23 protein-coding genes are annotated in these 24653 nt (G+C 38.5%); 12 read left to right on the top strand and 11 right to left on the bottom strand.

Features of this window, described 5'->3' with window-relative positions; translation table 11 throughout:
- Positions 1-242 precede the first annotated feature (242 nt).
- A complete protein-coding gene (locus tag ACG72T_RS03460) occupies positions 243-476 on the bottom strand; it encodes a DUF2922 domain-containing protein (protein ID WP_395264632.1) in 234 nt (77 codons plus the stop codon).
- Positions 477-489: 13 nt separating this feature from the next.
- Positions 490-696 (bottom strand): hypothetical protein, encoded by a 207-nt coding sequence (locus tag ACG72T_RS03455; protein WP_395264631.1) that lies wholly within the window; start codon positions 694-696, stop codon positions 490-492.
- A 155-nt stretch (positions 697-851) separates the two neighbouring features.
- Here ACG72T_RS03455 and ACG72T_RS03450 point away from each other — a divergent pair, with 155 nt between their 5' ends.
- The 3 genes from ACG72T_RS03450 (at position 852) to ACG72T_RS03440 (ending at position 3477) form a co-directional block, all read left to right on the top strand.
- Positions 852-1736, top strand: a complete 885-nt coding sequence (locus ACG72T_RS03450; RefSeq protein ID WP_395264630.1) for a hypothetical protein — start codon at positions 852-854, stop codon at positions 1734-1736.
- 256 nt (positions 1737-1992) lie between these two features.
- A complete protein-coding gene (locus ACG72T_RS03445; protein WP_395264629.1) occupies positions 1993-2451 on the top strand; it encodes a hypothetical protein in 459 nt (152 codons plus the stop codon).
- A 180-nt stretch (positions 2452-2631) separates the two neighbouring features.
- Complete coding sequence (locus tag ACG72T_RS03440) at positions 2632-3477, top strand: SLAP domain-containing protein (protein ID WP_395264627.1); 846 nt, start codon at positions 2632-2634, stop codon at positions 3475-3477.
- 964 nt (positions 3478-4441) lie between these two features.
- Here ACG72T_RS03440 and ACG72T_RS03435 read toward each other — a convergent pair.
- The 3 genes from ACG72T_RS03435 to ACG72T_RS03425 all read right to left on the bottom strand — a co-directional run bounded on the left by ACG72T_RS03435 (position 4442) and on the right by ACG72T_RS03425 (position 7913).
- On the bottom strand, positions 4442-4690 hold the full coding sequence (locus tag ACG72T_RS03435) for a hypothetical protein (RefSeq protein WP_395264626.1): 249 nt from the start codon (positions 4688-4690) through the stop codon (positions 4442-4444).
- 400 nt (positions 4691-5090) lie between these two features.
- The gene (locus tag ACG72T_RS03430; RefSeq protein WP_395264625.1) at positions 5091-6533 is read right to left on the bottom strand and encodes an APC family permease; all 1443 of its coding nucleotides are present in this window, start codon (positions 6531-6533) and stop codon (positions 5091-5093) included.
- A gap of 15 nt (positions 6534-6548) precedes the next feature.
- Complete coding sequence (locus ACG72T_RS03425) at positions 6549-7913, bottom strand: aspartate aminotransferase family protein (protein WP_395264624.1); 1365 nt, start codon at positions 7911-7913, stop codon at positions 6549-6551.
- Between the two features lie 543 nt (positions 7914-8456).
- Here ACG72T_RS03425 and ACG72T_RS03420 point away from each other — a divergent pair.
- On the top strand, positions 8457-11900 hold the full coding sequence (locus ACG72T_RS03420) for a BspA family leucine-rich repeat surface protein (RefSeq protein WP_395264622.1): 3444 nt from the start codon (positions 8457-8459) through the stop codon (positions 11898-11900).
- 71 nt (positions 11901-11971) lie between these two features.
- Here the strand turns inward: ACG72T_RS03420 and ACG72T_RS03415 are convergent, their stop codons facing one another.
- The gene (locus tag ACG72T_RS03415) at positions 11972-13696 is read right to left on the bottom strand and encodes a pyruvate oxidase (RefSeq protein WP_395264621.1); all 1725 of its coding nucleotides are present in this window, start codon (positions 13694-13696) and stop codon (positions 11972-11974) included.
- Positions 13697-13893: 197 nt separating this feature from the next.
- Here ACG72T_RS03415 and ACG72T_RS03410 point away from each other — a divergent pair, with 197 nt between their 5' ends.
- Positions 13894-14415 carry a DUF308 domain-containing protein gene (locus ACG72T_RS03410; RefSeq protein ID WP_395264620.1) on the top strand — a complete coding sequence of 174 codons (522 nt, stop codon included), beginning with the start codon at positions 13894-13896 and terminating at the stop codon, positions 14413-14415.
- Here the strand turns inward: ACG72T_RS03410 and ACG72T_RS03405 are convergent.
- Positions 14412-14777 carry an aromatic compound catabolic protein gene (locus ACG72T_RS03405; RefSeq protein ID WP_395264619.1) on the bottom strand — a complete coding sequence of 122 codons (366 nt, stop codon included), beginning with the start codon at positions 14775-14777 and terminating at the stop codon, positions 14412-14414. The genes ACG72T_RS03410 and ACG72T_RS03405 overlap by 4 nt on opposite strands.
- 112 nt (positions 14778-14889) lie before the next feature.
- Here ACG72T_RS03405 and ACG72T_RS03400 point away from each other — a divergent pair, with 112 nt between their 5' ends.
- The 3 genes from ACG72T_RS03400 to ACG72T_RS03390 all read left to right on the top strand — a co-directional run bounded on the left by ACG72T_RS03400 (position 14890) and on the right by ACG72T_RS03390 (position 18288).
- On the top strand, positions 14890-16344 hold the full coding sequence (locus ACG72T_RS03400; protein ID WP_395264618.1) for an AMP-binding protein: 1455 nt from the start codon (positions 14890-14892) through the stop codon (positions 16342-16344).
- A gap of 131 nt (positions 16345-16475) precedes the next feature.
- Positions 16476-16907 (top strand): MarR family winged helix-turn-helix transcriptional regulator, encoded by a 432-nt coding sequence (locus tag ACG72T_RS03395; RefSeq protein ID WP_395264617.1) that lies wholly within the window; start codon positions 16476-16478, stop codon positions 16905-16907.
- Positions 16900-18288 carry an MDR family MFS transporter gene (locus ACG72T_RS03390; RefSeq protein WP_395264616.1) on the top strand — a complete coding sequence of 463 codons (1389 nt, stop codon included), beginning with the start codon at positions 16900-16902 and terminating at the stop codon, positions 18286-18288. The genes ACG72T_RS03395 and ACG72T_RS03390 overlap by 8 nt, the downstream gene beginning before the upstream one ends.
- Here the strand turns inward: ACG72T_RS03390 and ACG72T_RS03385 are convergent.
- From ACG72T_RS03385 to ACG72T_RS03375, 3 genes are all read right to left on the bottom strand, one after another.
- Positions 18260-19012: an alpha/beta fold hydrolase gene (locus ACG72T_RS03385; protein WP_395264615.1), complete on the bottom strand. Its 753-nt coding sequence runs from the start codon at positions 19010-19012 to the stop codon at positions 18260-18262. The two genes, ACG72T_RS03390 and ACG72T_RS03385, sit on opposite strands and share 29 nt — an antisense overlap.
- Positions 19013-19088: 76 nt before the next feature.
- The gene (locus ACG72T_RS03380; protein ID WP_395264614.1) at positions 19089-19364 is read right to left on the bottom strand and encodes a hypothetical protein; all 276 of its coding nucleotides are present in this window, start codon (positions 19362-19364) and stop codon (positions 19089-19091) included.
- Positions 19365-19882: 518 nt separating this feature from the next.
- Positions 19883-20170, bottom strand: a complete 288-nt coding sequence (locus ACG72T_RS03375; RefSeq protein WP_395264613.1) for a LysR family transcriptional regulator — start codon at positions 20168-20170, stop codon at positions 19883-19885.
- Positions 20171-20262: 92 nt separating this feature from the next.
- On the opposite strand from ACG72T_RS03375, the gene proB reads away from it, so the two are divergent.
- The 4 genes from proB to ACG72T_RS03355 all read left to right on the top strand — a co-directional run bounded on the left by proB (position 20263) and on the right by ACG72T_RS03355 (position 23403).
- Entirely contained in the window at positions 20263-21075 is an 813-nt protein-coding gene (gene proB, locus ACG72T_RS03370; RefSeq protein ID WP_395264612.1) for a glutamate 5-kinase, read from the top strand.
- 21 nt (positions 21076-21096) lie between these two features.
- Positions 21097-21519 (top strand): MarR family winged helix-turn-helix transcriptional regulator, encoded by a 423-nt coding sequence (locus ACG72T_RS03365; protein WP_395264611.1) that lies wholly within the window; start codon positions 21097-21099, stop codon positions 21517-21519.
- 179 nt (positions 21520-21698) lie between these two features.
- Positions 21699-22946, top strand: a complete 1248-nt coding sequence (locus ACG72T_RS03360; RefSeq protein WP_395264610.1) for a glutamate-5-semialdehyde dehydrogenase — start codon at positions 21699-21701, stop codon at positions 22944-22946.
- Complete coding sequence (locus ACG72T_RS03355; protein ID WP_395264608.1) at positions 22927-23403, top strand: GNAT family N-acetyltransferase; 477 nt, start codon at positions 22927-22929, stop codon at positions 23401-23403. Before ACG72T_RS03360 ends, ACG72T_RS03355 begins: the two co-directional genes overlap by 20 nt.
- Before the next feature lie 722 nt (positions 23404-24125).
- Here ACG72T_RS03355 and ACG72T_RS03350 read toward each other — a convergent pair.
- Positions 24126-24449 carry a hypothetical protein gene (locus ACG72T_RS03350; protein WP_395264607.1) on the bottom strand — a complete coding sequence of 108 codons (324 nt, stop codon included), beginning with the start codon at positions 24447-24449 and terminating at the stop codon, positions 24126-24128.
- Between the last annotated feature and the right edge of the window lie 204 nt (positions 24450-24653).

Here is a 24653-nt window from a genome sequence, read left to right as displayed (position 1 = left end):
TCAAAAAGTCATCGTTTTTGTAACATTTCTGTATTAAATATCACAAGTTTGTAATATTCAAAATGATTATTACTACGAAATGGTGTTATTTTTACTCAAAAACAATTAAATAAATACCAAACTGTAATACTCGTTACGCTCACGTTTCATTTTCAATTATTGTCAAAACAAAAGAGCCTATCCTTATTCTAGTCTAAATAAGTCATAGGCTCAAGGTTTATCTTCGGAAAAGATTAATTCATTTACTTAGAATTTGCACTATTTTCAAAAACTTTGGTTTCATTGCGTTCAATATAGCTGGCACCAAGTAATTCTTTGTAAAGTTGGATACTATTTTGTTCAAAGAGTCTACTGGCACTAATCTTATCCATCCCGGCTTTAACTTGTTCGGGTGTTAGATCGTCTTTAACATAGTTCAAAACTAGGTTCTTCTTGTGATCTGCAGCGGTCTTAAATCTCAATTGTAATTTTTTCATTAGTTATTCTCCCCTATTTTGCACTTTGTTGTGTATACTTAACGATTTCTGAACCTAAATATGTATCTCCGTCTGATAATAAAACTAAGCCTTGGGCAAAGGTTTCAATCTGATCAGTGGTTGGTTCTTCAACGATATTATTGAAACGAAATACTCGGATGCCCTTTGGATACTTGTCATTTCCCATTGTGATATTGATAGCAGTTTTCTTCCAGCTCATTTGTCTGACCTTTTCATTATTATTTGTAAGAACTAACGGCCGTTAAGTAACTTACATATATAGTAACGATTGAAGACGTCCAAAACGGAAATAGATTTTTCAATTTCTGAGAACATGTTATAATCTGGGCAGTACTTAATGGAGGGAATTATCTGATGAAAAAAGCACTATTAGTTGTAACAACAGGATTAGCACTGATTTTAGCCGGTTGTGGCAATAATTCAACAGCTAGTCAAAGTAGCAGTTCCAACAATAGCGATACTTATAAGACGGAAATGACAAAGGGTACTGACGCTGTCAATAAAGAAAAATATGCGACAGCAGCCGATCATTTCGAATCCGCTGTAAAAGCTAAAAAGACTGACAAAGCTTCGGCTTATGAAAAACAAGCTAACAATCTCGTTTCAGCCAAGAAATCGATGAACAAATTAAAGTTCTCCGCTGCTATGAAATCTTTGAAATCAGCTAAGAACCAAGCCAACGGCAATAAGAAGATGACTGCAAAAGCCAAATCAATGTTGACGCAATTTGAAAAGATCCAAAAGAATCGTAATAACTTCAAATTGGATATCAAGAATGCTAAGGCAATGATCAAGTCAAATTCTAATGACCAAGCTCGTTCGCTACTAGAACAAGTTACTAACTTCCAAGGTATCAAAGGCAAGTACTATGCTGACTTATACAAGCAAGCTAATGATCTCTTGAAGACTTTGCCTGCTAAATCGATCAATGCTTCAAATGACACTACTTCAAATAGTAATAATGATAACAATTCAAGTAGTTCAAGTTCTTCTAGCGATGATCAAAGCAACAATCCAGCTGCCAAAGGTGACTTCGATGTCGAATCACGTACTGGTCAAGGTAAAGAAATCACTGATGCTGATATTGCTAAGGCACGTCAACAATTGACTGACCAAGGTGTTAAGACTGTTGGTGCTTGGAGTGACAATGATATCATCCGTGCAATCAAGAATGCCCGTGCTGATGGTCGTGACACGATTAAACCTTCAGACGCTCAGATCCGTGATAGTAATCAATAGTTAACTTTCTAACAAAATAAGGAGAAATTCTATCAGTCAAGCTGACAGAGTTTCTCCTTATTTGCTTTTTAATTGATAACCTCTTGATTCTTCATAACTATCAAGCCCCTACTTTAATATCAGCCAATGTATCTCTCACATTGCTACGCCAACCGCATTGTACTGGTGCTTGTTCCTATTTAGAATATTTTTATTCTAATCACCCCTCATCAAGTTATAATATTTAAGTTGATTTATTTTTTAATAGGAGTTAATAATGTCTCAAGAAAATATCAAAAAACATACGAACCGCATCATTTGGATCATCTGTATCGCAATCGTATTAGGAATCTTTGCTGTTCCTCAAATATATCGCAATTATCATTCAGCACCATATTGCAACAACTCTGGCAGTCAAATCACGCTTGAAGACTCACAGACGCACAAGTTGAATTCCTATCAAAAAGCTCAATTCATCAAGTTGGCAAAGACCGCTATCGACCAAAAAGATGGTCCTTTTGATTGGCAAAATTATCAGACTGTCTCTTTAAAAGTCTATAAAGTGAAGCAACGTTCTGAATACGGCCTGATCTACAAAGTCAAACCGACGATTCGTTCCAAACAGCACACGATCACTAATTCAATTATCGTCAAATTGTCCAATCGAAATTTAAAAAGTTATAAAAAATTCTCGATCAAAAGCTATTCGTCAGACTTCTCCAACTTTCTCAATTAACAGAAAAATCGCCTAAAAGACATTCTTTTTTCATATTTCTCCAATTAAGCTTAAATAGGTAAAAGGTATTTTTAAAGAAATGATAATTTTTCCTTTAACTGTTCCTTAAACCCATTGCGGAATTGCTCATTGCATTATAGGTTTACTATGAACCGCAAAATAAGACGAGGAGGTATATTGATGAAAAAGAATAAAGCATTAATCGGCTCGGCTTTAGCATTATTAATTGCTCCAACCGTACTGTCTAATTTGTCACCTCAAACCGTAAGTGCGGCAGATACAACAGGAATCGGTTTAGTCGGTACTGTGACTGGCAATGGTGTTTTGGTAGATGATCAAGGTCAAACGATCACCAGCTTTACGCTTCCAGCAAATAGTTCTTGGAAACTTGGAAGTACCAAACAGCTTAACGGTATAACTTATTACCAAGTTGCCACAAACGAATGGATTGCTGCTAATAATTTAAATATTAGTAATCAAGCATCAACAACACAAACGCAAACCAATCAAGCAACCACTCCAGTTACTAATTCGAGTCAAAGTGGAGTTATCAAATGGTCAACAGCCGTCGTCAACAGTCAAGGCCAAGCAATCAGCGGAATCATTTTGCCCGCCGGTTCAACTTGGAACTTAGGTTCAACTGTTACGATCAATGGATTAAGTTATGTTCAAATTGCGACTGATGAGTACGTGGCTGCAAGCAATTTAAGTATCGAAAATACTCAAACTCAAGCTTCAACCCAGCAAACACAAACCCAAGCTGAACAAACTCAACCAGTCGTAGGAACAGTCGTGAATGGACCAGCTGACGTGTATGATACTTCAATGGATTCATTTTCCGGACGTCAATTGCAAGAAGGGTCTCAATGGAAAGTTAACCAAGTGGCTCAGAACAAATACGGTTATACTTTTTATCAAGTTTCTACGAATGAGTGGGCACCAAGCTCAAACATGCAATTGAATCAATCTAATAAACAAACGAATGCTACAAGCGAGCCAGAATTTGCTACATCAGTTACACAATAATTAGGTTGGAAGAGCAAGCTTCACACTTTCTTCATATATTGCTTCTATTATAGATAATGGTAAATGAAGTTGTTATATTTACTAAATGTATGAAGAATATACATAATAAACAAACTAATTTGATCTTCCTCCCTGATATAGTAGGCCTCCTGTTCTTTAGGAGGTTTTTTTTGTGCTGTTGTGGTGTGGGTTCACTGCCGTCATCCGCTCCAGTTCTAGGGGATATGGAACGTGGTGGGCCGACTTGGAGCCCCTCAGCAAGCTGACGGTCTTCAAGCTCGACCTTTTACTAAATTGGCAAAGATCGCCAATTAAGTAAAATTTCATCACTGATATCCCCCAGAACTTCCGCTCCTGACTAGGGCTAATGCATATTTTATTTGTTTGTGATATTTATAGGAATCCTACATTCTTGATTATGCTTGGTTGGAGTGGAAGCTGGAAAACCTTAGTGCTTAAAGGCAAAAGATAAAGGACAAGACAAAAAATGTATTGAACTGACATATTCATATCAATTCAATACATTTTTTTAATTTCTATTAAAAGTATCAGTTCTACTTGTTTTTAAGCCTTTAAATCTTTAAGACCTTAAGCATTTAAGTTCTTGACCTTTATATTTTGCCTTTGAACTTTCTTTAGCTCTTGAACTTGTTCACTTGAGGAATATCCAAAAATGTTTTAACATTCTAGGCTGTAGTGAGAGCTCTGAGGGGTCTCAGCCATGAAATTGTTCTTAGTGGGCGAAGCACACTTAGAACAAGGCTCGACTTTGAAACAATTGCGAACTTCAATTTGTTCAAAGCGATGTCCATGGCGTTCCAGACCCCTCAGAGCCTAACGGAAGCCGGCAGTGAACCATCCCCCAAACCATTTAAAATCAAAAATTATTCCATTTTTTAATAAAAAAGCGCATAAAAAAACCCCTTAGACATCGCATCTCGAAGTCTAAAGGAAAATTAAAGATTTATTTTTTAAGGTTTTTTTCAACAAAATCACGTACTTCGTCATCTTTCATATCAAGGAATGGCTTTTCTGCTTCTTCTGTTTTAACTGTGTCGTGATTGTTGTTCTCCATGAAATAATCCCAGATTGCGTCACGGACAACTGTCTTATCATCGCTCCAGTCGAAAGCCTCGCTCATCTTTAGGTTCAATACTTCTGGTTCTTTTGCAATGGCTGCATCAGCCATCTTTGATGGATCTACTTCTGCCATAATTCAACAACCTCCTTTGTTACAGGTTCCATTATAGTTCTAATCTGAAAAAGTGGCACAATAAAAGTCTATAATTTTTTACAATTTTTTTGCTTGGCATTCTATTTTCACTCTTGATAGTTGGTATCACTGATATTTTAAAATAAATTATACCTTTTATACAAATTGTACAATGAATTTAATTATATTTTGAGTTTTATTGATTTTCAATTCATGTTATAATTATCCTGCATCAAGGATGGTGCATATTTAAAATTAGGTTAGCAGACGTCGAGAGATCGACTTGTTTCAAAACTGTTTTTCTCGTTTTCCTTTCGGTTAGTTTTCTCCTTACAGTTGGCTAACAGGACAATAGAAGAAAAGCATAAGAGCTCATCACATATTTGTGGTGATCTCTTTTTTATTGCTGCTTATTTCTCTTACCTAAGGTTGAATGATGCATGCCATAAGTGAAGTAAATTACTAAGCCAATGGCAAACCAAACTCCTGCATAAATTTTGGCTTGAATATCTAGGCCCCAGAAAATTACTAGTGAACCAATAAAACCTAGAGCTGGTAAAACGGGATAAAACGGCACTTTGAAATCAGGCATGGCGATATCTTTACCTTCACGCTTTCTCAAAGGATAGATTCCTAGGGAAACAAACATAAAGGCAATCAAAGTCCCTGCTGAAATCAATTGGGCCAAAAAGGCGAATGGGCAAAAGGCACCGATGAGGATACCGACGACTGAAAGTACTAATAAAGCATAATTAGGCAAATTCTTCTGGTTCAATTTTCCAAGCCAACTTGGCAACATGCCATCTCGTCCAAATGAATAAACTAATCTGGAACCTGCTAGCATCATCCCAATTAGAGCGGTAAACATTCCCACTACCGCAATCGCTTGAATCACACTGGCAACGATTGGATGTCCTGCTTGACGCAAAGCCCAACCAACGGGTTCAGCGTTGTTAGCATAATCAGAATATTTGAACATTCCAACCAAAACTAAGGCCACCGCAATAAACAAAGCTGCTGCAATCAAAAGTGATCCTAAAATACCTCGAGGCATAGTCTTACCGGGATTTTTAGCTTCAGCTGAATTAGCAGCGATCGAATCAAATCCAATATATGATAGGAAGATCATTGAGACCCCAGCATAAATTCCTTGCCAGCCACCAAAAGCCGTTCCGTCACTATTGAGACGATATTTAGGAATGAAAGGGACATAGTTTTCTGCGTGGATTGCAGTCAAGCCAACCACGATAAATGTCAAAATAGCTAAAACTTTTAAAATTACCAAAAGGTTTTCGACTTTAGCAGCCCCGCTTGCACCATTAGAAATCAGCCAAGCGACTGCGGCAATCACGACTACCGCCACTAAATCGACGATCCCACCATTATTGCCAAAGGTATTAGCGATTGCATTCGGGAATTTAACTCCGAGTGGTGCTAATAATCCTCTGAAATTAGCCGATAACCCTGAACCGACGAAGGCCAAAGCGATAAAGTATTCCGCTAACAGCGCCCAACCTGCGATCCAGCCAAAAAATTCTCCAAACATTACGTTGATCCAAGAATACGCTGAACCAGCAAACGGCATTGCAGCCGCCATTTCAGCATAAGCAAAAGCCACCAATCCGGCCACGATCGCTGCGGCGATGAACGAAAAGATGACCGACGGTCCAGTATGTTGAGCCGCTACCACTCCTGGCAGTGTAAAAATCGAAGTTGAAACAATCGTCCCCACTCCTAAGGCTAGGAAATCTTTAACCGTCAAAACTCGTACTAAATGTGAATCTTTATCTTCATATATACTCGGATCTTCCTTTAAGGTTAACCGTTTAAAAAATTTGCTCATAAGAAACTCTCCCTTTTACCAGCCTATCTGGGCGTTATTTGGCATGACAACTTGATTATTTTCGACTGCAGCGAAGGCATCATCTAAGACATCTAATGCTGTATCGAGTTCTTCACGCGTAATGACTAACGGCGGTTGAAAGCGGAGAATATTCCCCTTCAAGGTAATCATAACTACTCCGTGTAAAAAGGCATAGTAGATCACTTTATTAGCAAAGTCGGAATCGGGTTCTTTTGACAAACGATCCTTTACTAACTCGATTCCGCCATCAAGACCGTACATCCGGACATCACCAATCTCTGGATAATGTTTTTGCATTTCTTGAAATCTTTTTTCAACATAAGCGCCATCGATCTTTGATTTAGCTAAGAGGTCTTCTTCTTCCAAGACATCTAAAGTTGCTAGTGAAGCGGCACAACATACGGGATTGCCCGCAGTGGTAAAAGTATGAGCTGGGGAGGCCAGGCTCTCCATGATTTCTTTTTTCCCGATCGTAGCTGAAAGCGGCATACCTGAAGCTAATGACTTACCAACCGACATTAAGTCTGGTTCGATTCCAGGAAATTGTTGGTAGCTCCACATCTTGCCGGTACGTCCCATTCCCTGATTGATCTCATCGACTGCAAAGACAATCCCGTTTTGATGACAGAAGTCATAGACCATCTGCATGTATTCTTGAGGAGCTTTTCGAATACCACCATCGCCTTGAATTGGTTCAATCAGCACACAAGCAACTTCATCAGCAGGTAAAAAACTTTCGAACGGTTCCATAAACTCTTTAAAATAACGAACTGCCACATCATGTTCTGTTTCATCAGGAGATCGTCGATACATATCTGGATACGGTACATGAACGACTCCTGGTAGAAGTGGACCCATCTTGCGAGTCATATTCAAGCTGACACCAGACAAACTCATTGAGCCATAGGTTGAACCATGATAAGAATCCATATACGAAACAATATATTGTCGTCCCGTGTATGCCCTAGCAAACTTAATAATTGCGTCATTAGCTTCTGACCCTGAATTGGAGAAAGCTACTTGCTTTTCTGCTCCTGAAACGGACTCTACTAATCTTTGAGCCAATTGCTGTTCAGTACGGTGATGAAAATAGGCCGGTGTATAGTGAATCAATTTTTCAGTCTGATCTTGGATTGCTTTGACCACTTTTTCATTCGTATGACCGACGTTAATGGCAGAAGCACTAGCCAACAAGTCAATATACTCGTTTCCGTCAGCATCGATTAAAGTCGCATCATGTGCTGAGTCGATAACTAAATCGTAATAATTGATTCGAGCTGCTTTGGCGTAATACTTATTTTCGTTTTGAATCAAACGCCGATCCACCTCGTGATCATGATCTACCTTTTGCATCGTCATAATGACACCTCCTAATTTTTTATCGTTAAAGTAGTGTCATTCTAATATTTTTTTAATTTAATTGCAAGGATCTAATTATTTTAATAATTCCTAATATCACTATTATAATTGGAATTCACTAAATATTTAATTATCAAGTCCTTAATCAATTATTAGATTGATTTTAATTATCGCTTTTGTATCAAACTTTAATAGTTATTGAAAAAAATAAATGGCAAAAATTATATATTAAAATTCCCCAACTACCTTTTTTGATGAATTTTTAACCTAAAAAAGTCATTTAGAATTCGTATTAATACTATTTGTGACAATCGATATTCGCTATAAAAATTCCTTTTTTTATTTTATTCGGTGATTTGTGACTTTTTATGACATTTTTTTAATATAAAAATATACTTAGAACTACTTTATCCATAAGCTTTTTGCATATTAATTAATTTTTCTTTACAAGCATTGAGATTCCTCTTATAAATAAAATTCTATAATATAAACCGTTGCTTTATATAAGAAATGTTAATAATAATTATTAAAGGGGGATTTTTTATGCGTTTTCAACAGCTTAAAAGTAATCCAAATAGTATCATGAGAAAGAAATTAGTCAAATCTAAAAAGAATTGGATTGTCGTTAGCAGTTTAGCTTTCGCTGGAGGGATATTCTTACTTGGAGGACCAAGTTATGTAGCTAAGGCCGCTACTACTACTGATGTAGCAACCGTCCAAACAGCCACAGATAATAAAGACCAGGCCTCCAGTAGTTCTGAGGGTATTAAAGCTTCTTCAGAAACTACTAAACAAACAACAACTGTTTCTAATAAAACTGATACAACTACTAGTCAGACAGCAACTGTTTCTAATAAGACCGATACAACTAATAGTCAAACAGTTACAGCTGATCCAGCCACTGAATCAGTAACTCCTGATTCGACAAAGCAAGATACTGCCACAGCCTCCACTTCAGATTCAACAAGTACTCAGGCTCCTAAAACAACTAGTCCTGACCCAGCCGCTAAAACAATAACACCTTTAGCAGCTAAATCAGCTATTCAACCTGTTGCTGAAGCTTCTACTGCTACCGACACTCAATATGCTTCTGGACAAACCGATGCTGGTTTAGTTTGGAATATTTCTAAGTCGACTGACGCAACCAAGGATGGCACTTTAAATATTGGCCAAGGTGTCTTTGATGAAAGTAAAGATAGCGCTGACTCTACAACATCTTCAGCACCGTGGTCACAAAATTCTAACGATATCAAACATATTAGTATCAACTTAACTGTTGTTGCTGCTGGGAATATGAGTCACTACTTCTCAAATTTACCTAACTTACAAGATGTTTCAGGTTTAGATAATATTGATTTCAAAAGTACCACTGACATGTCGGGACTATTTGAAAATGATCCAAGTTTGAAGTCAATCGATCTTTCAACCTTGAAAAACACTTCAAATGTCACAACTATGCAGGATATGTTCAAAAATGATACTAGTTTAACCTCCATCGATTTTTCACAACTAATAACTTCATCAGTTACCTCAATGAAGAGTGTCTTTCAAGGTGATACTTCATTAACAAGTGCTGACTTTAACTCTCACAAGGAAATGACAAAGGTTGATAACTATGAGGATATGTTCAACGGCGATATGAAGCTTTCAACTGTTAATACCACCGGCTGGCAAATGAGTAGTTCATATCACTTTGCACGAATGTTTAAAAACTGTATTGCTCTTCAGTCATTGGATCTTGGCTCATGGTTGATTCCATATGGTGCCGATACAGCAAAAGTCGACACTGGTGACTCAACTAAAGGCGATGGTATGTTTGATGGTACCAACTTATCATCTATTAGGCTTAGCCATTCTACCGGATTCAGTGCCTACACTTATTTACCATCCAGCACAGCCAATTCTTGGATCTCAGGTTCGACTAAGTTTGCTGCTAATGCACCTGGTTTAGGAACAACATATAGTTCTACTAACTCAAGTTCAAACCCTGGTAGCGGTGCACCTGCTATGACCTACACACCGAATACTGCTAGCGATCCTATTTCAGATAAAGAAATTACTGTTACAATAACAATTCCTAATAATTTGGGTAAAGATTTGACCGCTTCCGTAACAGGTAAAGTAGGTAGTACACAAACTGTAAACGTTCCTACAGTTGACGGATATACGGCTTCACAGTCTTTTGTTAGCGTAGTTATTGCTCCAACAGGAATGACTACTGACACCATTACTTACACTTTAAACAACATGTCTTGGAATTACACTGTTACTCTAAATGATGGAACTACTCAAAAGGTTACTGGTTCAAATAACTCAGAAGGTACTCCTTCTAAAGTTGGTGACAAAGTTACCGTCACTGCTCCAGCAGTTAAAGGCTACGACACTCCTTCTGCTTCTGGTACTGTTCAATCTGATGGTTCTGTAAAACTTGATTCTGGTCAAAGTCTTAACTATGTTGGTAATCCTGTTGATAATCTTTCATCAAAAGTTTCATCTAACTTAGGTGACCAAACCGTAAATAATATCTCTGGTAAAGTTGGCGACAAAATAACAGTTGATACACCAACCGTTGATGGTTACACACCTGATAAGAAGCAGATCACTTTCACTATCACTCCTGACGGAACTGCTACAACTACTGACACCATTACTTACACAGGGATCAAGCAAGATTGGAATTACCCTATTACTCTACCTGATGGAACTACTCAAAAAGTTACTGGTACGACTAACAACGAAGGTACTCCTTCTAAAGTCGGTGACAAAGTTACCATCACTGCTCCAGCAGTCAATGGTTATAAAACACCTTCTTTCACTGGTACTGTTCAGACTGATGGTTCTGTAAAACTTGATCCTAATCAAAATACTAACTATGTTGGTAATCCGGGTGATAATGGTACTGCCACTATCAAAACTCCTGTTGGTGACAAAACTGTTGATGGCATCAAAGGTAATGTCGGCGACACTGTTAACGTCACACTTCCTGATGTAGATGGCTATAATCACCCTACTACTGCTCCTGGTGTTATCGGTCCTGATGGTAAAGTTACTGTTGATCCTAAGGATGCTACTTGTACTGGTAATACTGTTAAAAACGAAACTGCTACAATCCCAGTAACTAAAGATGGTCAAGCCTCAACTTTACCTGTCACTGGAATCAATGGTACAGTTGGTCAAACTATTACCATTGATGTTCCAAATGTCCCAGGTTACACTTCAAATAAGAAGACCATTCAAGCTGTAATTAACTCTGATCACTCAATCAGTACAACTGACAAGATTGTCTTAACTAGAATTCCTAGTGGAACTGGTTCTGGAACTACAACAGATCCTAATGTTGCTGGTTCAAATCCTGACAAAGCCAATGGCAGTGCGGTTGCAATCCAAATGGATGTGGCAACTTATAAAGATCAACCAGAAGTTCAAGTTTACACATTCAGTAGTGGCAATAAAGCTTCTGAATACTCACGTAAGCCTGGTAAAGATACTGCCTGGTACGTTGATCAAAAAGTTTCAATTGACGGAATTCTCTACTATCGTGTTGCTACAAACGAATATGTCAAAGCTAGTGACGTTTATCCTTATGAGGATGCTAACTTGACGATTGAAACTCGCGACCGTACAAGCAAGACTCTTTATAGTGCTGAAGGTAATGTGGTCATAAACCGTTCTCTCAGTGCTATCAGCGATTGGTTCACTGACCGTACGATCACTATCAATGGTGAAAAGTATTACCGTGTTGCCTCGAATGAGTTTGTTAAAGCTAGTGACGTTAACCCTTATCAAGCTATCCACTCTTATGTAAGAGTTAATGGCAGCACTGGTTCCACACAACTTTACGATACTCAAGGTAACGCTGTAACTAATCGGAAAGTCATTGCTCAAAGCACTTGGTATACTGACCAACTAGTCAATATCAATGGTACTTTGTACTATCGCATCGCTACTGATGAATTCATCAAAGCTGACGATGTAACAGTTTACTAAAATGTTCAATCGTTAAAATAATAGTTCCAAAATAAAGAAGCTATCGCAATTGCGACAGCTTCTTTGTTTTTCTATAAGAATGAACGTAAGATTTCTTTGACTGGTGGTAACTCTGGCAAAGCTTTCTTATCGGCCACATAGCCCAGTCCAAATTTAGTGTAGCCTTCTGCTTCGTCTCGCATGATTTTACCAGGTAGGGGTGCCTCATCGGTCACTGCAACATCCAACAGTACTGGTTTAGTTGGGTTACGGTATTTCTCGATTGCAGCTTTGAATTCTTCATCAGTAGTAATTCTTTCACCGATACCACCACAAGCCTGGGCTACTTTAGCGAAATCGATCTCTGGTAAACTGATTCCATAATTTTGTTGACCAGCTGATTGTTGCTCGTATTCAATAAAGGCCAGCAATTTATTGTTTAAGACGATATACAGCATTGGTAAGTCATACCGAACTGCCGTAGCAAAATCTTGCATGACCATAGCAGTTGCTCCATCCCCTGCGATTGCATAAACAGGACGTTGTGGGAAATCGTCTTTAGCAGCAATCGCTCCTGGCAATGCACAGCCCATCGTACCTAACCAAGCAGAGATGGTATAATCCTGACTTGATTTAGCGTTCAAGAAGCGGGCTCCAAAAGCAGTGGAAGTCCCGACATCAATCGACCAAATAGTATCACTAGGCGCACTTTTTGAGATATTATGAAACATCAGCGAAGGTAAAACACCGGTGTGTTTCTTTGAATAGACATCATGCATCCAACTATGCCATTGTCCAATCTTTGAAACGGCTTCGTCTAAATAAGGACGTTGAGCGACTGGTTCACCACTTGCATTCAGTTTAGCCAGAACTTCTTTGGCATCCCCTTGAATGGCGACATTGACATGACGGCGCTTGCCCAAACGTTCGGCCTTGAGGTCAATTTGAACAGCATCGACTTTCTTATTCAAATAATCGGTATAAGGGTAGTCAGTTCCGACCATGATGACGAGATCGGCTTTTTGCATCATTTCAAAGGCTGGCTTAGTCCCTAATTTACCCAACTGGCCTAAATTATAAGGATGGTCGTCATCAACTAGGCCTTTAGCAGGCATGGTTAAAATAATCGGCAGCTTATACTTTTCAATGAATTCTTTCATTTCTTTTTTGGCATGCTTGATTCCAACTCCAGCTAAAACAATTGGGTTGGCATGAATCTGCAAAAGTTCCATAACTTTTTTTATTTGATCATCATCGATGTGGTAGTTTTCTGGTTGAAAGTTATCAACGTTAGGCGTGAAATCATTTTTGATCATGTGAGCTGGTATATCGTCAGGGATCGTCAAAACTGCGACACCTTTTTTAGAAATGGCCGTCCGGATCGCTTCATCAACTACTCGAGGCAAAGACTGAGGGTCCATGATGATTTTATTGTAGACGGCAACATCATCGAACAAGACATGTGTATCGACTTCTTGGAAGAAATCGGTATTGAGCAGCTTAGATTGAACCTGTCCTAAAATTGCAAGCACTGGGACATGATCCATCTTGGCGTCGTAAAGTCCGTTCAACAAATGAATTGCTCCTGGTCCACCGATCGACAGGCAAACTCCTAATTTACCAGTCAATTTAGCGTGGGCACTAGCTGCTAAAGCCGCCACTTCTTCATGTAATACGTGAGTGAACTTGATCTTGTCTTGAGCTCGATATAAAGCATCAACTGTGGTATCGACCGAGTCACCGGGTAAACCATAGATATTGTCTACACCCCATTTTGATAAAACATCAACCATCTTATCTGATGCACGAATAGCCATAATATCTCCTCCTAAGTTTCGTATCTACATATAACCTACCACATTAGTTTCACAATTAAAGAATTTTGCTTAGGGCCATTATTATTGCCCGCTTATAACTTGACAACTGAGTTTGTGAAATAAATTCTTGCAACTGATTCTCTTTTTAAGCTTTTCTGGTATCATATAATCATAAGTAGCTTAGGGGGAAATTTATAATGGTTAGGCAGTTCCAACTTTATCGCTGGTTAAGATTCCTTTTTTTGCTGATAGCCGGGATTTTGATCGTAGTTCAACCCATCAAAAGTTTCAATATGATCGTTTACTTGGTTTCCAGTTATATCGCAATTTATGGCATTCTCTCGATCTTCGATGGCTTTAATATTCGCAAAACCACTGGCGAAAATAACATTGCAATCGGCCTAGGCGTTGGGGCATTGTTCTTGGCGATAGTTGTCTTATTCGTTGCCAGATTCTTGATACCTTTGGTGCCGCCAGTCTTAGGAATCATCCTTTTAGTCAATGGCATCAACCAATTTCGTGATTCTCATGAGATGACAAAAAGGGTCCCAGTGACAACATACCTCGACTATTTTTACTCAGCATTATTAATACTGGCCGGTATCGTGTTCATCTTGAACCCTTCTAAAACTATTATTTTCATATATCAACTTTTCGGTTTAAGCTTGATTCTGCTAGCTTTTTTCGAAATAATAAATTCCAGAATCTATCGCCATTAGATCTGGATTTTTTTTAACGTTACTGTACTCAATGAATTAGTAATTGCAGAATCTGAAAAGTGAGTTACAGCTTGCCAAGTTTGGACGTTATCACCGTTACGGATCGAGATTGCTTCGACAACTAACCGTCCTGCTTTTAAGGCATTGAGATTATGGATCGACACGGTCAATACTTTGGCTGCGCTTGTTGGGTCCATATTTAGATTGGCGCCAATGCTTGCGGCAGTCTCCGACAAGAGGGCTTTGATATCATTTTGATCTTGCTTTTTTGCCAGCTGTTCTGCAGTCAAATCCATTTCTAAAACAACTTTGTGCTTGCCTTTTTCTACTACTTCAATTCCTAAATCATCTAGTAAACTCATTTCATACCTCAATTTTTTTCAATAATTAGTTATTTTTATCCAAATAAATGTTTTACAATCTAGTTATAGTACTTTAATCGTATCAGACTTTAACGTCTAGGGAGGTCATATTTTGGAAAACTGGTTAGTCAAACGTGCAAAACTCGATCCTGACAAAACCGCCCTATTCTTAGAACATGCCGACTTCACTTTTGGCGAATTAAACTCAACGGTGCAAACTTTTGCTAGTAAGCTCCACACTCACGGTATCAGAAAAAATGATTCGATCGCACTCTTTACCGATAATTGTTTCAACGGTTACGTTGCCATTTTAGCACTCCAACAGTTAGGGGCTGCAACCATCTTTCTTGACACTCAACTTTCAACTGAAACTTTAAGGTATCAGCTCAACGATTCCCAACCCAAATTAGTCCTTGTCAGCGACTCGGCGGATTATCAACGATTGAATCAAATCGATGCTCAAAAAGTCTTAATGTCCGATATTCTCAGTTTAGAGCCTGACCATGCTTACCAACCAATAGCGGAATTCGACAATGAACAAATAGCCTCAATCGTCTATACTCCTAGTGCTGACCACAATGATACTGGCGTTATGTTGACCTACGGCAATTATTTTTATTCGGCTATGGGAACAGCGTTAAACCTTGGTATCAATAAGCAAGATGTCTGGGTCTTAACGCTGCCCCTCTTCAACGTTCCGGGACTGTCGATCATCATGCGTTCGTTGATCTATGGTATCGGCGTCTATTTGATTAGAGGTTTCAATATCTCACTGATCAATAAAGTCTTGATCAATGAAAGAGCAACAATCATCTCCTTGAGTCCACCGTTGCTGAGAAAATTATTGAATGCTCTACCCAAGGGCAAGCGATACAATAAAAACTTCCGTTGTATTTTCTTAGGCACGGGACGAGTTGATAATTGGACACTATTACGCTGTCACATGTTGGAAGTCCCTGTCTTACAATCTTACGGGATGACCGAGACTACCGCCAATATTTCGGCTTTAAATTTCCGAGATGCGGAGATCAAAGCCGGCTCGTGCGGTCAGCCTTTTTTCACAACTCAAATTCGGATCACCGACATCAATCAAGACAATATCGGCAACATCGAAGTCAAGTCACCAACTGTAGCCGTCGGCTATCTCAACAAACCAGAGCTGTTTAAATCACGTTTTACGGCTGATGGCTTTTTCAAAACTGGCGACGTCGGCTATTTAGATCACGATAACTTCTTATATCATCGAGGACGTCAAGCTGATCTGATCTATTCTGATGACAAGATAATCTATCCTGAAGAAGTTGAAAATGCCTTTCGAGGTGTCAATGGCATCGTCGATATTTGTGTAGTCGGGATTAAAAGAACAGATAGACAAGTTCCCATTGCTTATTTGACTTTGCAAAAAGACGCTTTCCTGACGAGTGCCACCTTGCAAGAATTCGGTCAACATAATTTAGCGAATTATCAAGTCCCGATTGAATTTCGCCAAATACGAAAATTTCCCAAAACTACTACTAGCAAGATCCTTCGCAACCGGTTATTAAATTTAGACTATAAAGTAATTTAACTTGGATACCTAATAGCAACCTGATTCGATTTTGAATTTGGTTGCTATTTTTAGTTGCATTCTTTTAAAAAAGATTGTAAGATAATCAATCGTTAGTTAGCTAACGATATTTTCACAAAGAGGTTTTAATAATGTCTGAAAAATATACAAATCGTCTTTTAAAAATCGCTGCTAATCGGATCACTAAAAAGTTAGATCTCTTTGCTCAAAAGTATGATTTAACTTGGATGCAAATGTCAGTGATCGATTTTTTGAGTCGAAAGAATGACCAAGAGATTTTTCAAAGCGATATCGAAAAAGAATTCTATATTCAGCGTTCTACAGCAACAGTCCTGTTGCAAAGAATGGAAAAACGTGACTTGATCTATCGGCGGCTCTCCACAAGCGATGCACGACAAAAGTCAGTTTTCTTAACCGAAAAATCGCACAAGCTAGAAATTGATATCAACCATTTCATGCAGAATAATCAAGAACTATTAGAGAACAATTTTTCTGCGGCTGAGATCGCCATCTTTGAAAAAATTCTAAATTTCTACGTCCAAGGAGGTAATACCGATGAATAAAACTGAAAAAGTCCCTTTCAATGTCTTATTAGCCGTATTAGCTACTGGTCTGATGTCATTTTGCGGCGTGATCGTTGAAACTTCCATGAACATTTCCTTTCCTACTTTAATGAAACAATTCTCCATCTCTACCTCGACTGTTCAGTGGATGACTACGATTTACCTCTTAGTTGTCGCTATCATCGTTCCCTTATCGTCATTTTTGAAGCGCAATCACTCGACTAAGCGACTCTTCATAATCGCTAATGTGAGTTTTATTGTCGGGGTACTAATTGACGCAATCGCCCCTAGTTTTAGTTTGTTACTCTTGGGCCGAGTCATTCAAGGTCTGGGAACAGGTATTGCTTTACCATTAATGTTCAACATCATCTTAGAGAACGTCCCGGAATCGAAAATCGGTTTGATGATGGGTATCGGAACTCTAATTACAGCTATCGCACCAGCGATTGGACCAACTTTTGGTGGACTGGTCGTTAATTCTTTAGGTTGGCGCTATATCTTCGTGATCCTGTTGCCGATCCTAGTCTTATCTTTTATCTTAGGAATCAAAAATATCCATCAAAAAAGCCAAATCCAAAAATCTCGATTTGACTGGTTGAGTTTGATTTATTTGATTTTGACCTTTACTGGCTTGATCTTCGGCTTCAGCAATTTGAGCCACTTAACAGGCTTAGTGATCGGTTCTTTTATTGTTGGTCTCCTAGGATTGCTCGGTTTCGTTCATCGTTCCAACAAGCTTGCGGAACCAATTATTAATTTGAACGTCTTAAAAGAAACTACTTTTAGCAGCCACGTCTTGAGTTTCTTCCTTTTCCAAATATTGTCATTAGGTTTCGCCTTTATCTTGCCTAACTACATTCAATTAGTCAATCATGACTCAGCTACTATAGCTGGACTAGCAGTGTTTCCTGCCGGTGTGGTTGGTGCCATTTTAGCACCGCTTGGTGGTAAGTTACTGGATGAATTCGGTGCACGTCGGCCTATTATCTGTGGCGTGATCTGTGCTGATATCTCATTGATTCTTTTCACCAGCTTCAGCTTAAAACTATCTAACACTTTGATCATCTGGTTCTACATTCTCTACATGTTTGGTATGGGGATGTCTGTGGGCAATATTATGACTAACGGCCTTAAATATCTTTCCAGCAACCAACAAGCTGATGGCAACGCTCTTTTTAATACCTTACAACAATTTGCTGGAGCTACCGGGACCTCGATTGTTTCTGCCATCATTGCTCAAAGCCAGAATAATCAACATTTGAGTTTGAGTACAGCCACAGCACAAGGAAGTCAACACGCCTTCATTCTATTAACAATTTTAGGCCTGGTTAATTTTGCGATTCTGTTCAAAGTTATTCCAAGTAATACTCAAAAAAGTTAGCGATCTTATCCATTAATCTTGTTTCCACTAAATGACCTGCTTTATAGCCAGTAATAAAGGCTACTTGATCAGCATAGGATTGTTGATGAATCCGGTCGAAAAAGTCTTTTGATTGGCGATAAGGAATACGGTAATCATTCGTTCCATGCCAAAATAAGAGCGGACGATGGTTAATTGTCTCTGGATGTTGATTTAAATCGAAATTATCTATCCAACTAGTAAGCTGCTCCATATCTTCAGGGACGTATATTCCACGACGTTTGGCATCAATGCGGACTAACTTTGCATAGGTGGCCAAGTCGGGAGTCCCCATAATGATCGTGGCGGCAGTAATTTCTGGATGGGCCGTTAATAAGGCTCCAGTAGTCATGCCACCCATTGAATAACCACCGACACCAATTTTTTGATCTTTGATCAGGCCTTTTTTCAAATAGTAGTCTTTAATCAACGAAAATTCGGCCAAATTAGCTTGAATACTATTCCAAAAAGTAAACGAAGGAATCGACGAAATATCATTTAATCGTTGTCCATGATTCATTGCATCCGGTAAAACAACACGAATATTCTTTTTGGCAAGTTTTCTAGCTTGCGTCAAAACTAATTCTTTACTGGAACGCCAACCGTGATAAAAGACTACTAACGCAAGCGGTTTGTGAAATGAGTCCTCGGGGGTTACTTCTAAAATTGGTACATCTTGAATCATTTTTTGCAAAATTTTCGTCATTTTTAACACCTCGAGCATATAATATCATCAGAAAATAAAAAAAATACAAGAATAATTAATATTCCTGCATTATATCCTAAATATATGGCAAAGTTCGATTCTTAATTTTAAATAACAATTCTTCAACATCACGCTTATGACGATGTCCAGTGTCTATATCAAATTTTATTAAGTCACGTCGGAATCTATTTAATTCTTCTTCAAGGTTATTGTCGTATTCCATTTCTTTCAAATGTTTAAATACTAACTCAATTAACGAACCTTCTGTACCCAAATTAAATGATCCCACGGACTCTTCAATGGAACGGATAAAGTTATCCCGCTCAACATTGGAAATTTTAACTTGCTTCAAAATGTAACCACCCTTCTATCCGTGAAACAAAGTGTGCAATATCTTCTCATCGATTGTTTCTAGTATGCACCCTTTTTCTAACAATATGCATTCAACTTTATATAAAATACTTATACGATTTTGAATTTTCCTTCATATTACTGCTTAAATCTCATATCTAAATTATTGCATTTTGCACAATTGATTTCAGCTTATTTCACAAGTTCGCCAAGATAGTGTATCAATTTAGGCCTCATTTCCACTATGTTGCTCTTTTAATCAAAATATCTTTGGTAAAATTGTAGAAATGTTTTAATATTCGACTTATAATTAATTTGGTTATATAGGCGAGATGTATAAACCTGACAATATTTTCATTGTTATCCGAAAAAAGTAGTACTCCTTCTCAACTGCTTAAAGAATAGGGTTTGTGGTAGGCTCTATTCTTAAATTTCTCGCAAAATAAAGGCTTGTGGTAGGCCTTTATTTTTTTTTGAAAAAATTAGCCACTAATCTAAATTACGACTAGTGGCTAAAAATTATTCTGATTCTCTTTTTTTCAAATCCGGATCATCAAGGTCCCTTTCAATATCAACACCATATAACTCATTTACGGCTTCATCTTTTGGTGCTGGATGTACGACAACGATTGCAATTGCACCTTTAGTGCTGACATACCCAACAAAAGTCGTAACTTCTTCTACATAATAAGGTAATCCATCTGAATGAATAATATATTGGCCTGCAACTGGCATACTTTCGATGTAAACTTTGTTCATTCGGATATACTCGTCACCGTCATGAAGCACGATTAAAATTTTATACATGAAATACACCCTTTTCTTATTCTTACTATTGTTCTATCGTAATAGTTATGTAAAATAATTACTAGTTTTTAACAACGCAATGAGGAAGAAAAATGCAAAATAAGCGTCAAATCTATGCAGATCGTATTGTCGTCAAAGTCGGTACTAGCACTTTGATCCGTCAAAATAGCAAAATCAATCTTAAGGTCATTAAAGATTTAGCCAAAGTCTTAAGCACTCTCAAAAAAGATGGTAAAGACGTCGTCTTAGTCTCTTCAGGCGCCATCGGGGTCGGTATGGGAGTCTTAGGCATCGACAAACGCCCCATCAAAATTTCAAAGCAACAAGCAGTCGCTGCGGTCGGTCAAGCTGAATTAATGCAGATCTATAACGAAGCTTTCCATGAATACAATATGTCCGTCGCTCAAATGTTGATCACCCGTGACATCATCGACTATCCCGAAAGCCATACCAACGTGATGAATAGTTTCCAAGAACTCTTATCAATGGATAATGCTATTCCAATCGTTAACGAAAATGATACGGTAACTGTTTCAGAATTGGATCACCACACAAAATTCGGCGACAATGACCAATTATCAGCCATTGTCACCAACTTAGTTGATGCCGACCTTTTGATCATGCTCTCCGATATCGACGGGTTTTACACAGCTAATCCTTTAAAAGTTCCCGATGCCGAGTTAGTTTCCAACATTAATTCGATCAGTCCTGCTATAATTGCAGCTGCTGGTGGTCACGGAACTAAATTTGGAACTGGCGGCATGACGACCAAATTAAAAGCTGCCGAAAGAATCTTGAAGCACAATCAACAGATGGTTTTAACTAACGGAAAAAATCCTGAGGTTATCTTCAACATTCTCTCTGGTGATCCCGTGGGTACCCTGTTTGCAAAGACACGTGAATAATCAACTACTAGGAGGATAATAATGAATTCACAATTTCCAATCGAACGAGCCATTATTAACCTTATTACTAGCTATAAGAACCAAATCAACAAGAATATGAGACCTCTAGGCCTCTATCCTGGCCAAGACCTATTACTCTTAGCCCTCTTAGAACACGGCCAATTATCACAAAATAGTCTTGTTACTATGCTGTGTGTTGATCACTCAACGATTGCCAAATCCGTCCGCCGAATGACCGACAGCGACTTAGTTCAAACTGAGAAATCGACTGCCGATAAACGGGTGACCTTGGTTAGTCTGACCGCACATGGTAAAGACTTAGCCCAACAAGTTAAAGATATTTGGATTGCCTCGGAACAGCGGGCAACCTTAGGTTTGAGTGACGAAGAACAAAAGTCATTTATCGAAGTGATCGACCGAATCACTAAAAATATCAATAATTAGAGCTTTATGTTGACGGCAACATAAATTAGTGATAAATTAAGCATTACGTTGACGGCAACACTTTAATCAACGCTATAAAAAACATAAAATTACTTAGACGTTAAATAGTGGATGCAGCCGTCCACTATTTTTTTGTGTATACTAGATGTAATTAGTAAGCGTTTTAGGAGTGAATAATAATGACAGATCTTGAAAAAATGGGTCAACAAGCCCAAGCTGCAGCCTTTGAACTCGGACAATTAGGAACTAAGCAAAAGAATGCGGCTCTATTAAATATGGCTAATGCCCTAGTGATCAATACTAGTAAAATTATTGAAGCCAATAAAGAAGATATCGCTCAAGCCGAACAAAACGGTTTGAAAAAAGCCATGCTCGATCGACTATTATTGACCCCCGACCGGATCAACGATATGGCCGATGGTTTAAGACAAGTCATGGACCTGCCTGACCCCATTGGCAAAATCGACCGTGGCTGGGAAACAGAAACTGGTTTGAATATTACTCAAGAACGTGTTCCTCTTGGTGTCATCGGGATGATCTACGAAGCTCGACCTAATGTAACCGTCGATGCCGCAGGACTTTGTTTCAAAGCCGGTAACGCCGTTATACTTCGTGGCGGTAAAGAAGCCATCAATTCCAATATAATCCTCTCAGAGACCCTGAGAAAGGCTCTAAAAGATTCTCAGATTAATCCTAACGCCATTCAATTGATCGACGACATCAGTCACGAGACAGCCCAAAAGATGATGGAACTGACTGACTATATCGACGTTTTGATCCCCCGCGGCAGTGGCAAATTCATCAAAATGGTCGTCAATAAAGCTAAAGTCCCAATTATTGAAACCGGAGCCGGCAACTGTCACATTTACGTTGATAAAGACGCCGACTTAGAAAAGGCTCTAAAAATCATTATCAATGCTAAAGTTCAACGCCCTTCAGTCTGCAATGCCGCTGAAAAAGTTGTCTTACATAAGGATATTGCTAATGAATTTTTGCCAAAGCTATACAGTGCCTTGCGAGCTAACAACGTTGAAGTCCGTGGTGGCGCTCTAGCTCAAGCCATCGTACCTGACATTATCCCCGCCACTGAAGAAGATTGGGGCACTGAATACGACGACTACATCATTGCCATCAAGATCGTTGACGGTATCGATGAAGCTATCAAACACATCAATAAGTACAATACTAAACATTCCGAAGCCATCATCACAGAAAACTATTCCGCCAGTCGCCAATTTATGAAACAAATCGATGCTGCCGTAGTTTATACCAACGCTTCCACCCGCTTTACCGACGGACAACAATTCGGATTTGGCGCCGAGATCGGTATCAGTACCCAAAAACTGCATGCCAGAGGCCCTATGGGTGCAAACGAATTAACCACAACAAAGTATTTGGTACAAGGCGATGGTCAAATTAGAGAATAATTACCTCATACGGCCAATTCAAAAAATAACGCCAAAACACTATCAATTACTACTCACCGCTGACCCATCACGAAAAGTAATCAATAGCTACCTCAACCGGTCTCATCAGTTTGAAATGATCCGTAACCAACAACTCATCGGCGTATTATTATTACTTGATACCCGACCAGAGACGGTTGAGGTTATTAATTTGGCTGTAATTGAGGCCATGCAGAATCAAGGCTTTGGTGAAAGATTGATTCAGTTTGCCATTAGTTGGGCCAAGAAACATCACTATAAAACCATTACCATTGGGACTGGCAACACCAGTTTCGCCCAGTTATATCTTTACCAAAAATGCGGTTTCCGAGCTGTCAGTATTGATAGCAATTTCTTTGTTGAGCATTACGATGAACCAATCATTGAAAATAATCTTCATTTACGGGATATGGTCCGTTTGAAACTCACTCTTATTTAATAATGTGGTTCAATGGTTCACTGCCGGCTTCCGTTCGGCTCTGAGGGGTCTGGAACGCCATGGGCATCGCTTTGAACCAATTGAAGTGCACAATTGTTTCAAAGTCGAGCCTTGTTCTAAGTGCGCTTCGCCCACTAAGAACAATTTCATGGCTGAGACCCCTCAGAGCTCTCACTACAGCCTAGAATATTAAAACATGTTTGGATATCCCTCAAGTGAACAGGTTCAAGGGCTAAGGCAAGTTCAAAGACTAAAGATTAAGGTCAAGAACTTAAAACCTTAAAAGATAAAATGAATTAATATCTTTGTTAGAAATTAAAAAATGTATTGAATTGATATAAACATAAGTCAATTCAGTACATTTTTTTGTCTTTCCTTTTATCTTTTTTCCTTAAGCACTAAGGTTTTTCAGCTTCCACTCCTACCAAGCAAAATAAGGAACGTAGGATTCCTATATATATCACTAATAACTCAAATATGCAGTAGCCCTAGTCAGGAGCGGAAGTTCTGGGGAATATCAGTGGTGAAATTTTACTTAATTGGCGTCCTTTGCCAATTTAGTAAAAGGTCGAGCTTGAAGACCGTCAGCTTGCTGAGGGGCTCCAAGTCGGCCCACCACGTTCCATATCCCCCAGAACTGGAGCGGATGACGGCAGTGAACCAACACCACCTCCCCTCAAAAAAGCATAAAAAAAAGACCACATCACCAAAGATATGATCGATTAATTCTTTCTTGTCAAAGCTGCATAGTTCTTGATGAACTTATATATGTGTAAATCTTTAGCAATCAATAACAAATCCCCCACCATGACCGCAATAATAATCACAAAGAGGAACATGACTTGATTTAACGAAGCGGCATCTAATTGAATGCCTTGGAAACGTAAATCCGTTAATAGCGCATAAACAATATAACCCACTAACAAGAACTCCAACAATTCAAAGGGAGCTTGCAGCCGAATTCCAAATCTTTTGTTCAAGTCGCTATCTAAAGTATTTAGTTTTTCATCAGAAAAGAAAGATAATTCTATAATCGTGTTTCTCATGTTTAAAATTATTTCCAAAATTAATAATAATAACCAAAATAAGAAAACAAGCATGAATCCTATAAAACAATCACCAGATGACATTATTTTTCCTTTCATGTATCTGACTCAATTTTAATACATTTAGATAATTTCTCAACAACAATTCAACTTGAAAACGCAGACAAAAAAAATAAGGATCTAATTCAAAATACGAATCAGATA

Source organism: Companilactobacillus sp. FL22-1 (assembly GCF_043951805.1).
In the GTDB taxonomy this organism is placed as follows: Bacteria; Bacillota; Bacilli; order Lactobacillales; family Lactobacillaceae; genus Companilactobacillus.
This window is presented reverse-complemented; position numbering and strand designations above follow the sequence as displayed.